The organism is Nonomuraea rhodomycinica (assembly GCF_013363995.1).
Classification (GTDB): Bacteria; Actinomycetota; Actinomycetes; order Streptosporangiales; family Streptosporangiaceae; genus Nonomuraea; species Nonomuraea rhodomycinica.
In genome coordinates this window covers 141,788-154,744 of the sequence record NZ_JABWGO010000008.1, presented here as the reverse complement: position 1 = coordinate 154,744, position 12,957 = coordinate 141,788, and the positions used below count along the sequence as shown (strand labels likewise).

Here is a 12,957-nt window from a genome sequence, read left to right as displayed (position 1 = left end):
ATGCTGACCGTCGACCGACTGATGTGCCGGTCCCGGCCTGAGATGGTCAGAAGCGGTCCACGTCGACGACGGCCTGGGCGAAGGCCGTGGGTGCTTCCTGCGGCAGGTTGTGGCCGATGCCCGGCAGGGTGCGGTGTTCGTAGGTGCCGGTGAACATGTTCCGGTACGACGAGCCGTCGCCCGGCGGCGCCGTGAACGGGTCGCGCTCGGCGTCCAGGGTGATGGTCGGCACCTTGATGACCGGCCGTGCGGCGAGCCGCTTCTCCAGACCGTCGTAGCGGCGCTCCCCGTCGGCCAGGCTCAGCCGCCACCGGTAGTTGTGGATCACGATGGCGGCGTAGTCGGGGTTCTCGAAGGCCGCGGCCGTGCGTTCGAAGGTGGCGTCGTCGAAGTCCCAGGTCGGGGAGACGGTGTCCCAGACGAGCCGGGTCAGGTCGTGGCGCTTGTCCTTGTCCTCCATGGCGAGCCGGCCCCGCTCGGTGGCGAAGTAGTACTGGTACCACCAGGCGAGTTCGGCCTTCGGCGGCAGCGGTTCGAGGTTGGCCGCGAGGTTCGTGATGAGGTAGCCGCTCACCGAGACCAGGGCCTTGCACCGCTGCGGCCACAGGGCCGCCATGATGTCGGCCGTCCTCGACCCCCAGTCGAAGCCGGCCAGTACGGCCCTGTCGATCTTGAGGGCGTCCATCAGCGCGATGATGTCGAGTGCGATCGCCGACTGCTGGGCGTTGCGGAACGTCTTCGAGGACAAGAACCGCGTCGTGCCGTGACCACGCAGGTAGGGGACGATCATCCGGTAGCCCTGCGCCGCCAGCAGCGGCACGACGTCGACGAAGCTGTGGATGTCGTACGGCCAGCCGTGCAGGCAGATGACCACCGGCCCGCGGGCGGGGCCCGCCTCGGCGTAACCGATGTCCAGCAGCCCGGCCTTGACCTGCTTCAGTGAAGTGAAGGACGTGTGCGTGCCCGGCGTGACCGCGGGCAACGCCGGGGCCGCGCCACGCGTGGTGGCGGCGGCCGGGACCACCTGCATGCCCGTCAGTGAGGCGACGGTGGCCAGCCCCAGTGCCCTGCCGAAGGTACGCCTGTCGATCATGTGAGTTCCTCCGTGTCGTGTCGCTGGGAATGCGACATCTCTCTTCCTTCGCTTCTCTACGCCGTTAAATGCCTCACTACTGTGACACTAAATTCCGTCATGTGCTACGTGAAGGGGGTATCTTGGGCGGGTGAGAGCAGACGCGACACGCAACCTGGAACGCGTTCTGAGCACGGGCGCCCGCATGCTGGCCGCCGACCCCTCGGCGAGCATCGCCGCCATCGCCGCCGAGGCAGGAGTGGACCGCCGCACGGTCTACCGCCGCTTCGCCTCCCGCGAAGACCTCATGGCCGCCGTCTACGGAGCGCGCTACGACGCGGTCGAGGAGGCCATCGAGGCCGCCAGGCTACGCGAGGCCCCGGTCGCGGTCGCACTGCATCGCTACGTCGAGGGCATCATCGCCGTCAACCGCGCCTGGCCCGTGGAGACGAGCCGCATGCTCCGCGACGTGACGATCCGCCAGCGCCGCCGTCGCCTGATCGACGAGGTCGACGCCTTCCTGCGGCGCGCCACCGACGAGGGCCTGCTGCGCTCCGACCTGCCGCCTGGTTGGGTGGCCACGGTTCTGCCGCCGCTGATGGAACGCGCCGCCGAGGACCTGTCCGAGCTGAGTGCCGCGCAGGCCGCCGACGTCGTGGTCGACACGCTGCTGCGCGGCGCCGGCACCCCGCAGGCGCGCTGACCTGCGTGCGGCGGTGATCTGGCCGGCCGACCCGCCGCAGGCATGGCCAGACCAGCACCTGGACGAGGAGCTGTCGGCGGAACGGCACCGAAGGGCGCGCGGCCACCGCGCCGGACCCCGCGCAGCGGGCCTACGACGCGGACGAATGGCTCGTGCGGTCCTGCCTGTGAAACCCGGAGGGGCAATATGGTGCGCATTCCCCCGTCCATGAGAGCGCTGGCCGTGGCCGTGATCGTGGTGGCCGTCGCCCTGGGCTGCCTCGCCCAGGTGTTCTGAGCAGTCGGCGCCGCGGCATGGCAGGGGTACGGCAAAAAGCGGTGCGTGCCGGTGTCGTCCGTCCCGCGCGGGGATAGGGATCGGGGTGTCAGGGCCCGGTCCCGGTTCTCAAGCAGGAGATGACACATGGTCACTCCCCTTCTCGTCGCCGTGAGCGCCACCTCGGCCGACCTGGGCGCCGCGCGGGCGCAGATGGCGCTCTCGCTCGGCTGGCACATCGTCCTGGCCTGCCTCGGGGTGGGCATGCCGGCGATCACGCTGCTGGCCGAGTGGCGGGGTCACCGCACCGGGGACGTCCACTACCGGCTGCTGGCCCGGCGCTGGGCCAGGGCCATGGGCGTGCTGTTCGCCGTGGGCGCCGTCTCGGGCACCATCCTGTCGTTCGAGATGGGCCTGCTGTGGCCGGGGCTCATGGGCACCTACGGCGAGGTCATCGGGCTGCCGTTCGCGCTGGAGGGCATCGCGTTCTTCATCGAGGCGATCTTCATCGGCGTCTACCTGTACGCCTGGGAGCGGCTGTCGCCCGTCCAGCACCTGCTGTCCGGCGTGCCGATCGTCCTCGCGGGCGTGGCCAGCGCCTTCTTCGTCGTCACCGCGAACGCCTGGATGCAGCAGCCCACCGGGTTCACGCTGCGCGCGGGCAAGGTGGTGGCCGTGAGCCCGTGGGCGGCGATGTTCAACCCGGCGACGCCGCCGCAGACGGTCCACATGATCCTGGCGGCGTTCATGGTCGCCGGGTACGGCATGGCGAGCGTGTACGCGGTCGCCATGCTGCGCGGCCGGCGCGACCGCTACCACCGGCTGGGGCTGCTGCTGCCGATGACCGTGGCGGCGGTCGTCACGCCGTTCCAGATCGGCGTGGGCGACTGGGCCGCGCACTTCGTGGCCGACTACCAGCCGGTCAAGCTGGCCGCCATGGAGGGCGTGTTCGCCTCGGGCCGCGGGGTGCCGCTGCACCTGGGCGGCATCGCGGTCGACGGCGAGCTGAGGTACGCCCTGGAGATCCCGTACGGGCTGTCGCTGCTGGCCCACTGGGATCCCCACGCCGTCATCCAGGGCCTGAACATGGTCCCGCCCGCCGACCGGCCGCCCGTCAACGTCGTCCACTGGGCCTTCCAGATCATGGTGGGCATGGGCATGGCGCTGCTGCTGCTCGCCGCGTGGCTGGCGGTGTCGTGGTGGCGGCGGCGCGACCTGCCGCGCACGGCGTGGTTCGCGCGCGCCGCGGCGGTGTCGGGGGTGGCGGCGGTGGTGGCCCTGGAGGCGGGCTGGGTCGTCACCGAGGTGGGGCGCCAGCCGTGGATCGTGTTCCGCGTGCTGCGCACCGCCGACGCCGTCAACCCGGCGCCCGGCCTGGTGTACGGCTTCGCGCTGGTCACGGCGGTGTACGTGGTGCTGACCGTCGCCACCGTGTACGTGCTGCGGCGGCTGGCGCGGGACGTGCCGGTGCCGGTGGCGCCGCAGGAGCCCGACGTCGCCGGCTACAAGGTGGTCTGACGATGGGGCTGCCGGAGATCATGCTCGCGGTGCTGTGGGTGGGACTGACCGCGTACGTGCTGTTCGGCGGCGCCGACTTCGGCGGCGGCGTGTGGGACCTGCTGTCCGGCGGGGCCGGGACGGGGCACCGGCGGCGGGAGCTGGTGGAGCACTCCATCGGCCCCGTCTGGGAGGCCAACCACGTGTGGCTGATCTTCGTGATCGTGCTGATGTGGACGGGCGTCCCCTCGGTGTTCGCGGCCGTCGCCTCCACCCTGTACATCCCGCTGACGCTGGCGGCGCTCGGCATCATCGCCAGGGGCTCGGCCTTCGCGTTCCGCAAGGCGTCGACGCGGCTCTGGCAGCGCCGGCTGTTCGGGGCCACGTTCGCGTTCTCGTCCGTGGTGACGCCGTTCTTCCTGGGCACGGCGGCGGGCGCCATCGCCTCCGGCCGGGTGCCGCCGGGCATCGCGCGGGGCGACCTGGTGACGAGCTGGGCCAACCCGACGTCGCTGACGGCGGGCGCGCTGGCCGTGGGCACCGCCGCGTACCTGGCCGCCTGTTACCTGACCCGCGACGCCGAGCGCACCGGGCAGCCGGACCTGGCGGAGGAGTTCCGGCGCCGGGCGCTGGTGACGGGCGTGGTCGTGGGCGTGCTGTCCGCGGCGGGGCTGCTGGTGCTGCGCGCCGACGCGCCGGGGTTGTTCGCGGAGCTGACCACGGGGCGCGCGCTGCCGTTCCTCGTGCTTTCGGTGGTGGCGGGGGTGGCCTCGCTGCCGCTGCTGTGGCTGCGCCGCTACCGGGAGGTGCGCGTCACCGCTGCGCTCGCCGTCGTGGGGCTGCTGTGGGGGTGGGGCGTGGGGCAGTACCCGGTGCTGCTGCCCGGCGTGACGCTGCGGGAGGCGGCGGCGACCACGTCCGTGCTGGCGGCGAGCCTCGGCTCGCTGGCGTTCGGCGCGGTGCTGCTGGTGCCATCGCTGTGGTGGCTGTACGCGACGTTCCAGCGGGAGCACACCGCGGGCGGCAAGCAGGCCGGGCCCTGACCCCGCGCCAACTCCTTACGCCATAAGCTATCCTCTTCCTCCGATAACTCTTTATGGCATAAAGAATCAGAGGAGAAGCGGATGACGACCACCACGGTCAAGCTGCACGACGGGGCCGCCCTCGACGTCGAGATCAGCGGTGACGGCCCCACTGTGCTCCTGCCCGTTAACCCCCGCCCCGTCGAGGGCCCGAAGGCGGCGGAGATGCGCAAGTGGGGCGTGGACCCGGCGCTGGGCCGTACCCTCATCGACGGCCTCGCCGACGCCTTCCGCGTCGTCGCGTTCGACTACGAGAACCACGTCCTGGCCCACCCCAAGGCCGACACGCTCACCCCCGCCAACGTCGCCGCCGACCTGCTGGCCGTGGCCGACGCCGCCGGCGCCGGGCGCTTCGCGTACTACGGCTACTCCTGGCTGGCGCTCAGCGGCCTCCAGCTCGCCATCCGCACCGACCGGCTGTCGGGGCTGGTCATGGGCGGCTACCCGCCGATCGGCGGCCCGTACGCGGAGATGCTCGCCGTGACCATGGCGACCCACGCGATGGCCTCGCCCGAACCGCCCGCCGCCCCCGCCGAGCCCGCGGAGCCCGCGGAGCCGGGGGACTGGTCGAAGGCCGAGGTGACGATGAGCCCCGACCAGACCAAGCAGTTCGTCACGCTCTACGAGGGGCTGCGCGGGTTCGACGACCGGGCCGTCCAGGGCCGGGTCACCTGCCCGCGGCTCTGCTTCGCCGGCTCCGCCGACGTGATCGAGTACGACCAGCGGTGGGGCGGCGTCCGCGTGGACATCGCCGGGCCGTTCCTGAACCGGCGGGCCGAGCTGGAGTCGCTCGGCTGGGAGGTGCGGGTGCTGGACGGCCTCGACCACACCGGCGCCATGCAGCCGTCCGCCGTCCTGCCCGTGCTCCGCCCCTGGCTGCAGGCCCACCTGGCGGTGGACTGACCGGGCCTCAGACGTAGTAGCCCTCCACCGGGACCCGCGCCTCCGCGTACAGGGCGGGCCCCTCCAGGCGGGGACCGGCGGCCGTGGCCGGCGGCTTGAGCCCGCTGAGCTGCTCGGCGGACAGCGCGAACACCACCCGGCCCAGGAACGAGCGCTCGATCGCGCCCGCGCACATGCCGCACGGCTGGCAGCTCGTGTACATGGTGGTGGCCGCGGCGGCGTCCGGCGTGAGCTCGCGGGCCGCCCAGCGGGCCAGCTTCAGCTCGGGGTGGGCGGTGATGTCGCCGCCGGTGACGGTCGTGTTGCGCTCCTCGGCCAGCACAGCGCCGTCCGGGCCCACCAGCAGCGAGCCGAACGGCGGGTCGCCGCCCTCGCGGGCCTCGGCGGCCAGCTCGATGGCCCGGCGCAGGAAACGCTCTTCGTCGCTGGTCATGATGTCTTCTCCGTTCGTACGAGGGAATCGGTGGGGCGGGCGGCGGCCAGCGTGGCGAGGTCGCGCCAGGCCGCCTCCGGGTGCAGGGTCTCGCGCGGGTCCGTGCCGAACGGGTCGACGACCACGGTGTCCACGCCGAGCAGCCGCAGTTCCTCCAGGTCGCCGAGCACCTGGTCGAGGGTGCCCTCGCCGGCGAGCCGGTCCGGGCCCGTGACCGGGGCGCCGGTGAGCCGGAGCCGGATGCGCGGGACCATGGCGGGCACGGGCCGTCCCAGCTCCGCGGCGGCGGCCTCCATCCGGCCCGCCGCCTCCCGCATCCAGGGCACGGTGCGCCGCAGCGGGTGCCAGGCGTCGCCGAGCCGTACGGCCCGGCGGATGCCCGCGTCGCTGTTGCCGCCCACCCACAGCGGGATGTGGCCCGCGCGGTAGTCGTCCTCGTCCTCCCACGCGGCCCGCATCGCCAGCAGGTGCTCCTCGGTCAGCCTGCCGCGCCGCTCGAACGGCACGCCCAGCGCCTCGAACTCCTGCCGCGCCCACCCGACGCCCACACCGAGCACCAGCCGCCCGCCGCTGAGCCGCTGGAGGTTCGCGGCCATCCGCGCCACCAGGAGCGGGTGGCGGTACGGGACGATGAGCACGGTCGTGCCGAGCCCGATGCGGTCCGTGACGCCGGCCAGCCACGACAGCGTGGTGAACGGCTCGTAGAACGGGGCCGGGTACTGCTCGGCCACGTCGGGCGTCACCACCACGTGGTCGGAGACCATCAGCAGGTCGAAACCGAGGCCCTCGACGGTCCGAGCCCACCGGCGCAGGGTGGCGGGGTCGGTGCCGGGGCCGAAGTTGGGGACATTGACTCCTATACGCACCCGTCCCACGCTATCCACCCCTACAGGCGGTGTGGAAGGGAATCCTCGCGGGGTATCGGCGGTGTTGCCGTGGATTCATCGGTAGTTTTGGCATATGACCGAGAATGTCGACATGACCGACTGGGCGATCATCTCCGAGCTCCAGCGGGACGGCCGGATCCCCCTCACCGAGCTGGCCCGGCGCGTCAGCCTCAGCGCCTCGGCGACGACCGAGCGGGTCAGACGGCTGGAGGCGGCGGGCGTCATCACCGGCTACCGGGCCGAGATCGACCTCGGCAAGGTGGGTTTCACGGTCCTGGCGGTGGTCCGGCTGAAGTACCCGGGCAACCGGCACGAGCCGCTGCACCGGCTGCTCGGCGAGCGCCAGGAGATCCTCGAATGCCTGCGCACCACCGGGGACGACTGCTACACGCTCAAGGTGGCGGCCGTCTCCATGGGACACCTGGAGCGGATCGTGGACGAGCTCGCGCAGTTCGGCAGCACCACCACGAACGTCGTCTACAGCCAGACGCTGCCCTACCGGGCGCCGTCCGCCCCCTGCTCCTGAGCCTCATCCTGCCCGGGTGTCCGCGCGTCCCAGCCCTTCCGTCCGCGCCTCCTCCGGCGCGCGGTCGGGGCGCAGGCCCCGCCACGAGGGGTGGCGCAGCCGCCCGTCACCCGTCACGTCCGCGTATCGCACCTCGCCCACCAGCCGCGGCTCCACCCAGCGGGCGTCGCGGGCGTACTCGCGCGGCACCGGCTGCCCGAACGGCGAGGTGGGCCGCTCCAGCGGCGCCAGCTCCGCGCGCAGCGCCTCCAGCATGGCGTCGGTGAAGCCCGTGCCGACGTGCCCCACGTACAGCAGCCGGCCGCCCGGGTCGTACGCGCCGAGCAGCAGCGACCCGATCCCCCCGGCGCGCCGCCCCGCGCCCGGCTTCCACCCGCCGACCACCACCTCCATGCTGGAGAAGTTCTTCACCTTCGTCCACTCCGGGCCGCGCCGGCCCGGCCGGTACGGCGAGTCGCGGCGCTTCACCACCACGCCCTCCAGGCCGAGCCGGTGGCTGGCCTGCAGCGCCGCGCGCGGGTCGCCGAGGAACGCCACCGGCGTCTGCCACCGGAAGCCCGGCCGCACCAGCCCCTCCAGCAGCTCCCGCCGTTCGTCGTACGGCAGCCGGACGGTGCTGTGGTCGCCGACGTGCAGCACGTCGAAGACCATGTACGTGACGGGGACCGTCTTCACCAGCTCGGCGATCCTCATGGGGCGGCGCTGGTGCATCCGCAGGGCCAGGGCGCCGAAGCTGGGCAGCCCGCTCTCGTCGAACGCGACGATCTCCCCGTCGAGCACCACGTCCTTCCCGCCCACGGCCCCGGCCATCGGGTACAGCTCCGGGTAGGCGAGCGTGACGTCACGCCCGTTGCGCGACATCAGGCGCAGCGCCCCCGCCTCGACGTACGCCAGACCGCGCACGCCGTCCCACTTCATCTCCGCCGACCACAGCTCCCGCTGCGCGGGCGGCGGGAGGGGGCCGAGCTGGGCGAGCATCGGCCGGTACGCGGGCAGTCGCCCCATGACCGATGGCCTTCCCGCCCGCGGGACGGCTACGGTCGGGCGCGGGTACAGGGCAGGCCAAGTCCCGGCAAAACGCCTTCCCGGCTGGAAAGGCCGGGCTCAGGTGGAGAGGGCCGGGCTCAGGTGGAGAGGGCCGGGCTCAGGTGGAGAAGGCCGGGCTCAGGCGGAGAAGTCGGCGAAGTCGAAGCCCGGCGACACCACGCAGCTCACCAGCACGGCCTCGTCCCCGGCCGGGCGGGCCGCCTGCCAGACCCCGCCCGGGACCACGGCCTGCGGCACCTGCCCCTCCTCCACCAGGGGCCCGAGCACGACGGTCTCGTCGCCGACGGTGAGCGCCAGCGGCCCGCCCCGGTGCCACAGCCACACCTCGTCCGACCGTACGCGGTGCGGCACCGACTCCTCGCCGGGCTGGAGCAGGAAGTAGATGCCCGTGGCGCTGGCGCGCGGGCCGGGATAGCCGTCGGGCCGGAACTCGACCGGCGCCCTCCAGGTCTGGCGGTACCAGCCGCCCTCGGGGTGGGGCAGCAGGTCGAGGGCGCGGGCGATCGGCGGGCGCTCCTCGAACCCGACCGGAGTCCCGTGGACGTCGCGGCGCAGGAACCGGGTGCCGTCCAGGACGAGCTGCCCTTCCAGGCCGCCGGCCAGGGCTTCCGCCTCGTCCGCGACCTCGATGGACGGGCCGTCGGGATAGATCATCAGCTCCACGGGCCGAGTCTATGGTCCAGGCTCTGACTAGGGTGTCAATGAGGGCTGGAAATGTCAGCCGGAGTGGCTAGTGTGCCAAGGTGATCGAACGGTGGAGCCCGGAGCAGGTGCTCGCCCTCGCCCCCGACGCGCCGTCCCGCAAGGCCGCCCAGGGCGTGGCGCGGGCTGAGGCGTGGCCGCTGCTCGGGGTCGCGACGGCCGCACCTCCCGCCGCCGTGCCCAGCAGTGTGCCCGCGACTGTGTCCGCCACCGTTCCCGCCGCCGTGCTGTTCGGCGAGTGCGAGGGCAGCGGGGCGACACCGTACCAGGTCTGCGTCGATCTCGACGACCCCGCCTACCGGTGCGGTTGCCCGAGCCGGAAGTCCCCGTGCAAGCACGCGCTCGGCCTGCTGCTCCTCTGGTCGGCCGGTGACGTGCCCGCCGCCGAGCCGCCGCCGTGGGCGGCCGACTGGCTCGCCCGCCGCGACCGCGGCGCCACCCGCTCCGGCGCGGGTGAGACCGCGCGACAGTCGCGCCAGGGCGCGACGACCGGCGGCAGGGCCGGCGCGCGGAGCGCGGCCACGGAGTCGGCCCGGCACGCGCGCGTGGCCGCCGGCCTGGCCGAACTGGAGCGCTGGCTGGCCGACCAGATCCGTCAAGGGCTGGCGACGGCCGGCGACGGCGCCTGGGACGACCTGGCCAAACGGCTGGTCGACGCCCAGGCGCCCGGGGTCGCGAGCACGGTGTCGCGCCTGCGTGAGGCGCGGGCGGCCGACGACTGGCCGGAGCGGCTGCTGGCGGAGTACGCCCTGATCGACCTGCTGGCGGTGGCCTACCGCCGCCGCGCCCACCTGCCCGCCCCGCTGGCGCAGACGGTCCTGTCGCGGGTCGGCTTCCCGGTCATGCGCGAGGAGGTGCTGGCCGGTCCGGCCGTCCGCGACCGGTGGGACGTGCTGGGGCGGCGCGACGAGGTGCAGGAGCGGCTGACCTCCCGCCGGGTGTGGCTGCGGGGGCGCGACACGGGACGGCCCGCGCTGGTGCTCTCGTTCGCCCCGCAGGGCCAGGCGCTCGACCCGTCGTTCGTCACGGGCTCCACCGTGGACGCCGACCTGGCCTTCTACCCGGGCGCCGCCCCCCTCCGCGCCCTGCCGGTCACCGCGACCACGCTCGCCTCGCCGATGGGGGAGCCGCCGGGGATGACTCCGGAGGAGGCGATGGACGAGGTGGCCGCCGCGCTCGCCGCCGACCCGTGGACCGACTCCTGGCCGCTCGTGCTGGCCGGCGTCGTGCCCGGGCGCACGGGTGTCGGCGGGTTCCCGCTGCACCGGAGCGCGTACGACCCGTGGCGGCTGATCGCGGTCTCCGGCGGACGGCCCGTCACGGTGGCCGCCGAGTGGACGCCCCACGGCCTGCGGCCCCTGACCACGTGGGCCGACGACGGGACGGTGGTGCTCCTGTGAACTGGGACGATCTCGCCTCCACGGCCCTGGTCGGCACGGACCGCCGGCCGTACCACGCGGACCTGCTGGCCGACGCGGCCGTGGAGGTCGCCCGCCGCCGCGCCGGCCGCCGCCTCGCCACGCCGCCCGCGGACGGCGGGGTCGCGGCCGGGGAGGAGCAGGAGGCCGTCGGCCGTCGGGCCGCCGAGCGGCTGGCGCGCATCCTCGGCGGCGAGTACGAGCGGCTGCTGCCCGAGTGGCTGGCCGCCGCGGCGGCGACCGGCCGCCGGGTCCCCCCGTACGTGCTGCCCGAGCTGCTCGACCGCGGCCGCCGCGACCACTCCATCCGCGCCCACCTCGGCGTGCTCGCCGGCCGGCGCGGCCGGTGGCTGGCCGGGCTCAACCCCTCCTGGGCCTACCTCCTGGAGGAGCCGACCGGCGAGACGTGGGAGCTGGGCAGCCCCGCCGACCGCCGCGCCTACCTGCGGCGGCTCAGGGCCGGCGATCCCGGGGCGGCGCGGCTGCTGCTGGAGAGCACGTGGGCGAGCGAGACGCCGGACGACCGGGCGGAGTTCGTGACGGTGCTGGCCGACGGGCTGTCCATGGCCGACGAGCCGTTCCTGGAGAACGCCCTGGACGACCGCCGCCGCGAGGTCCGCCAGCAGGCCGCCAACCTGCTGGCCCGGCTGCCCGGCTCCCGCCTGTCCGGGCGGATGGCCGAGCGGGCCCGCGCCTGCTTCACCATCGCCGCCGACGTGATGCACGTGCGCCCGCCCCAGGAGTGCGACCGGGCGATGGAGCGCGACGGCGTCAAGGCCAAGCCGCCCCGGGGCATCGGGGAGCGGGCCTGGTGGCTCCAGCAGGTCATCGCCCGCGCCCCGCTGGAGATCTGGGGCCCCGACCCGGCGCCGCTGCTGGCGCTGCGCATCCCCGACTGGGACGCCGAGGTGAAGACCGCCTGGGTGCGGGCCGCCCTGTTGCAGCGCGACCCGGAGTGGGCACGGGCGATGTTCGCCTGGGACCCGATCGCCGACCTGCTGACCGTGCTGCCGCCGGGGGAGCAGCAGGTACTCGCGGCGGCGTTCGTGCGGGACCACGACCTCGACAGCCAGTTGATCATGGTGTTGGGCGGCGTGTCCCCGCAGTGGCGCGAGGAGCTGGCCACGGCCGTCCTCGCCAAGATCGTCAAGGTGGCCGGCACCCAGCCCTGGAACCTCGGCGAGCTGGTCAAGCTCGCCGGCGAGCGCGTCGCCCCGGCGCTGGCCGAGCCGGCCGCCCGTTACTCGACCGAGCCGGCGGTGCAGCAGGTGGCCGCCCTGCTGCGGTTCCGCGCCGACATGATGGAGGAGCTCTCGTGAACGACCTCAGCCCGGTGAGCAGCCCCCGCCAGGGGAGCGACGCCGAGGTGCTGCGTCCCCACGCGGAGGAGCAGTACGCCGAGGAGCTGCACCTGCTCGCCAAGGAGGACGACCGGCCCCGGCCGCCCGGCTGGAAGCTGTCGCCGTGGGCGGTCACCACCTACCTCCTCGGCGACGGCGACCGCGTCACGCCCAAGTACGTGGGCGCCCGCCGCGTGGTCGAGGTGGCCGTCGCCACGCTCGCCACCGACCGCGCGCTCCTGCTGCTCGGCGTGCCGGGCACGGCCAAGACCTGGCTGTCGGAGCACCTGGCCGCGGCCATCAGCGGCGACTCGACGCTGCTCGTGCAGGGCACCGCCGGCACGCCCGAGGAGGCCGTGCGCTACGGCTGGAACTACGCCCGGCTGCTCGCCGAGGGCCCGTCGGTCGAGGCGCTGACCCCGTCGCCGGTGATGCGGGCCATGGCCGAGGGCCGCGTGGCCCGGGTCGAGGAGCTCACCCGCATGCCGTCCGACGTGCAGGACGCGCTGATCACCGTGCTGTCGGAGAAGACGCTGCCCATCCCCGAGCTGGGCCGGGAGGTGCAGGCGCGGCGCGGCTTCAACCTCATCGCCACCGCCAACGACCGCGACAAGGGGGTCAACGACCTGTCCAGCGCGTTGCGCCGCCGCTTCAACACGGTCGTGCTGCCCGTCCCGGCGACGGCCGAGGAGGAGGTGGACATCGTCGCCCGGCGCGTCGACCAGCTCGGCCGGTCGCTGGAGCTGCCGGGCGCGGGCACGGGGCTGGAGGAGATCCGGCGCGTGGTGACGGTGTTCAGGGAGCTGCGCTCGGGGGTCACCGAGGACGGCCGCACCCGGGTGAAGTCGCCCAGCGGCACGCTGTCCACGGCCGAGGCCATCTCGGTGCTCACCAGCGGCATCGCGCTGGCCACCCACTTCGGCGACGGGGTGCTGCGGCCGGCCGACGTGGCGGCGGGCATCGTCGGGGCCGTGGTGCAGGAGCCGGTGTCGGACCGGGTGGCGTGGCGGGAGTACCTGGAGACGGTCGTCCGCGAGCGCCCGGGCTGGCAGGACTTCTACCGCGCCTGCCGCGGCGTCTCCTGACCCGTCA

General features: G+C 73.9%; 13 protein-coding genes. 8 read left to right on the top strand and 5 right to left on the bottom strand.

Translation table 11 applies throughout. The features are described 5' to 3' along the window. Positions 1-46 precede the first annotated feature (46 nt). Positions 47-1,093, bottom strand: coding sequence for an alpha/beta fold hydrolase (locus HT134_RS28865; protein ID WP_175603609.1), 1,047 nt, complete (start codon positions 1,091-1,093; stop codon positions 47-49). Between the two features lie 130 nt (positions 1,094-1,223). Between HT134_RS28865 and HT134_RS28860 the strand changes: the two genes are divergently transcribed. The 4 genes from HT134_RS28860 to HT134_RS28845 all read left to right on the top strand — a co-directional run bounded on the left by HT134_RS28860 (position 1,224) and on the right by HT134_RS28845 (position 5,512). Further along, entirely contained in the window at positions 1,224-1,775 is a 552-nt protein-coding gene (locus HT134_RS28860) for a TetR/AcrR family transcriptional regulator (protein WP_175603608.1), read from the top strand. A 402-nt stretch (positions 1,776-2,177) separates the two neighbouring features. Beyond that, positions 2,178-3,548 (top strand): cytochrome ubiquinol oxidase subunit I, encoded by a 1,371-nt coding sequence (locus HT134_RS28855; protein WP_175603607.1) that lies wholly within the window; start codon positions 2,178-2,180, stop codon positions 3,546-3,548. 2 nt (positions 3,549-3,550) lie between these two features. Next, positions 3,551-4,570, top strand: a complete 1,020-nt coding sequence (locus HT134_RS28850) for a cytochrome d ubiquinol oxidase subunit II (RefSeq protein WP_175603606.1) — start codon at positions 3,551-3,553, stop codon at positions 4,568-4,570. A gap of 81 nt (positions 4,571-4,651) precedes the next feature. Continuing rightward, the gene (locus HT134_RS28845) at positions 4,652-5,512 is read left to right on the top strand and encodes an alpha/beta fold hydrolase (RefSeq protein WP_175603605.1); all 861 of its coding nucleotides are present in this window, start codon (positions 4,652-4,654) and stop codon (positions 5,510-5,512) included. Positions 5,513-5,519: 7 nt separating this feature from the next. Here HT134_RS28845 and HT134_RS28840 read toward each other — a convergent pair whose 3' ends face one another. Then, positions 5,520-5,945 (bottom strand): nucleoside deaminase, encoded by a 426-nt coding sequence (locus HT134_RS28840; protein ID WP_175603604.1) that lies wholly within the window; start codon positions 5,943-5,945, stop codon positions 5,520-5,522. Next, the gene (locus HT134_RS28835) at positions 5,942-6,811 is read right to left on the bottom strand and encodes an LLM class flavin-dependent oxidoreductase (protein ID WP_175603603.1); all 870 of its coding nucleotides are present in this window, start codon (positions 6,809-6,811) and stop codon (positions 5,942-5,944) included. The genes HT134_RS28840 and HT134_RS28835 overlap by 4 nt, the downstream gene beginning before the upstream one ends. A gap of 94 nt (positions 6,812-6,905) precedes the next feature. Between HT134_RS28835 and HT134_RS28830 the strand changes: the two genes are divergently transcribed. Next, positions 6,906-7,358, top strand: a complete 453-nt coding sequence (locus tag HT134_RS28830; RefSeq protein WP_175603602.1) for an Lrp/AsnC family transcriptional regulator — start codon at positions 6,906-6,908, stop codon at positions 7,356-7,358. A gap of 3 nt (positions 7,359-7,361) precedes the next feature. Here HT134_RS28830 and ligD read toward each other — a convergent pair whose 3' ends face one another. Together ligD and HT134_RS28820 are read right to left on the bottom strand one after the other, a co-directional pair. Then, positions 7,362-8,363 carry a non-homologous end-joining DNA ligase gene (gene ligD / locus HT134_RS28825; RefSeq protein ID WP_175603601.1) on the bottom strand — a complete coding sequence of 334 codons (1,002 nt, stop codon included), beginning with the start codon at positions 8,361-8,363 and terminating at the stop codon, positions 7,362-7,364. Positions 8,364-8,522: 159 nt separating this feature from the next. Then, positions 8,523-9,059, bottom strand: coding sequence for a cupin domain-containing protein (locus tag HT134_RS28820; protein WP_175603817.1), 537 nt, complete (start codon positions 9,057-9,059; stop codon positions 8,523-8,525). Between the two features lie 89 nt (positions 9,060-9,148). Between HT134_RS28820 and HT134_RS28815 the strand changes: the two genes are divergently transcribed. The 3 genes from HT134_RS28815 to HT134_RS28805 are packed head-to-tail and all read left to right on the top strand — an operon-like array spanning position 9,149 to position 12,950. Continuing rightward, positions 9,149-10,507, top strand: coding sequence for an SWIM zinc finger family protein (locus tag HT134_RS28815; protein WP_312888513.1), 1,359 nt, complete (start codon positions 9,149-9,151; stop codon positions 10,505-10,507). Beyond that, positions 10,504-11,844 carry a DUF5691 domain-containing protein gene (locus HT134_RS28810; RefSeq protein WP_175603600.1) on the top strand — a complete coding sequence of 447 codons (1,341 nt, stop codon included), beginning with the start codon at positions 10,504-10,506 and terminating at the stop codon, positions 11,842-11,844. The genes HT134_RS28815 and HT134_RS28810 overlap by 4 nt, the downstream gene beginning before the upstream one ends. Further along, positions 11,841-12,950, top strand: coding sequence for an ATP-binding protein (locus HT134_RS28805; protein WP_175603599.1), 1,110 nt, complete (start codon positions 11,841-11,843; stop codon positions 12,948-12,950). The genes HT134_RS28810 and HT134_RS28805 overlap by 4 nt, the downstream gene beginning before the upstream one ends. Positions 12,951-12,957: the final 7 nt, after the last annotated feature.